At 47.8% G+C, this 2249-nt stretch carries 2 protein-coding genes and 1 pseudogene; 2 read left to right on the top strand and 1 reads right to left on the bottom strand.

Annotated features, from left to right (window positions below; translation table 11 throughout):
- Positions 1 to 112: 112 nt before the first annotated feature.
- Together FHC52_RS22885 and FHC52_RS22425 are read left to right on the top strand one after the other, a co-directional pair.
- Positions 113 to 259, top strand: a pseudogene (locus tag FHC52_RS22885) (hypothetical protein); the annotation flags it as partial.
- Positions 256 to 987 (top strand): LytTR family DNA-binding domain-containing protein, encoded by a 732-nt coding sequence (locus FHC52_RS22425; protein WP_181553098.1) that lies wholly within the window; start codon positions 256 to 258, stop codon positions 985 to 987. The pseudogene FHC52_RS22885 and the gene FHC52_RS22425, both read left to right, overlap by 4 nt.
- Positions 988 to 1054: 67 nt before the next feature.
- Here FHC52_RS22425 and glk read toward each other — a convergent pair whose 3' ends face one another.
- Positions 1055 to 2020, bottom strand: a complete 966-nt coding sequence (gene glk, locus FHC52_RS22420; protein WP_195207115.1) for a glucokinase — start codon at positions 2018 to 2020, stop codon at positions 1055 to 1057.
- Positions 2021 to 2249 lie beyond the last annotated feature (229 nt).

Genomic DNA, 2249 nt, shown 5'->3' with positions numbered 1-2249 from the left:
AGCCTAAATAGGCTGATTCGATGTGTTTGCGGGAAAAAAATCGGCCCAGATCCGCGAAATTTTAATCAGCGAGTCAGCTTGGGAAGAAATGACCTGCTTATTCGCACCTTCCTTAAATGTGCACCATCGCGTAAAATTACTCTATGGAGAGGGGTTGGTTATCCGCCGTCTTGAGCCGGGTACGGAAATTGCGTTTTACATTCCTCACGCCGCTACTGTCGTTCCGCCGTTATTGTCGCAGCAAGGAGGAAATGCATGAAAGTTCTCATCGTAGAAGATGAAGTGCTGGCGCAGCAGGAGCTTAACTGGTTGATAAAAGAACATAGCCAGATGGAAGTGGCTGGTATCTTTGACGATGGCATGGATGTACTGAAATACCTGCAACATCATGAAGTTGACGCTATTTTTTTAGATATAAACATCCCTTCTTTAGATGGCGTGTTATTGGCGCAAAACATCAGTAAATTTGCCCATAAGCCATTTATCGTGTTTATCACTGCCTGGAAAGAACATGCGGTAGAAGCGTTTGAACTTGAAGCGTTCGACTACATTCTGAAACCTTACCAGGAGTCGCGCATTATCGGCATGCTGCAAAAACTGGAAGCTGCATACCAGCAACAGAATGCCCCGGCGTCTGGGAATACGACGAACCGCGAAGCGTTGACGATTAACCTGGTGAAAGATGAGCGAATTATCGTCACCGACATCAACGATATTTATTACGCCGAAGCGCACGAGAAAATGACGTTTGTTTATACGCGACGTGAAGCCTATGTGATGTCGATGAATATCACCGAGTTTTGCCACAGGCTGCCCGAAAGCCACTTCTTCCGCTGCCACCGTTCATATTGCGTTAACTTAAGCAAAATCCGCGAGATAGAGCCGTGGTTTAACAATACTTATATTTTACGCCTGCGGGATTTGGATTTTCAGGTGCCGGTGAGTCGCAGCAAGGTAAAAGAGTTTCGTGCGTTGATGCGCTTGTAAATCGGGCGCAGGAATTTGCACCCGATTTGTAGGGTGGATAAGCGTTATCCACCATTTTTTTAGACTACTAAAGAACCTGTCCCAGCGTCTGACGCAGATGCGCGCCAGCACCCAGCAGTCCAGGTTGATCATGCACAATCAAGTAGACCGGGATATTTTGTACGTACTCTTTAAAACGCCCTTTGTCTTCAAAACCACCACGGAAACCGGATGCTTTAAAGAATTCCAGGAAACGCGGCACGATCCCACCTGCGATGTAAACACCACCAAACGTTCCCAGAGTCAGAGCCAGGTTGCCACCAAAACGCCCCATGATCACACAGAACAAAGACAGCGCACGACGACAGTCGGTGCAGCTATCTTCTAGCGCTCGTTCAGTAATATCTTTCGGTTTATAACCCTGCGGCTCGCGACCATCGGATTTAACAATAGCGCGGTACAGATTCACCAAACCTGGTCCTGACAGCACTCGTTCAGCGGAAACATGACCAATTTCGGTGCGCAGTTCTTCGAGGATAATCCCCTCTTCTTCACTGTTTGGCGCAAAATCAACATGACCGCCCTCACCCGGTAGGCTAACCCAGCGTTTATCAACGTGAACGAGATGCGCCACACCAAGCCCGGTACCTGCGCCATATACCGCAACAGGTTTACCTTTGATTGGCTCACCGCCGCCAAACTTAATCAGATGCTCATCTTTGATCATCGGAATAGCCATCGAAACAGCGGTGAAGTCGTTAATGATTTCCAGATGTTCAAAGCCAAGATTCTTTTTCATCTCAGCGGTAGAGAATGCCCAGGTATGGTTGGTCATCGCCACCCAATCGCCGGTAATCGGGCAAGCAATTGCGATACAACCGTCAGTCACACTAACACTGTGCTCTTTGAGATAATGCACCACAACCGCTTCCAGGCTCGGAAAATCGAGGCCCGAATAGGTTTTTGCCTGAGTGATGTCGCCATTTTCTACGTTGCACAGTGCCAGACGTGCATTGGTACCGCCTACATCTCCTACCAAAGCATATTTTGTCATTCTTCCACTGCTCCGCTAAAGTCAAAATAAGTCCTGACAACACTGTAAAATTAGCTAGCCTAAACAACAACGACCAGATGAGAAGTGCCTTGGGATTATAGATCTTCGTCACAGATTAGGGAAGGTGCGAACAAGTTCCTGATATGAGATCATCATATTCATCCGGAGCGCATCCCAGAGGGACATCATGAGCCATCAACTCACCTTCGCCGATAGTGAATTCAGCACT

The sequence above is a fragment of the Enterobacter sp. EC_64 genome (genome assembly GCF_019584165.1).
GTDB lineage: Bacteria > Pseudomonadota > Gammaproteobacteria > Enterobacterales > Enterobacteriaceae > Enterobacter > Enterobacter roggenkampii.
This window is presented reverse-complemented; position numbering and strand designations above follow the sequence as displayed.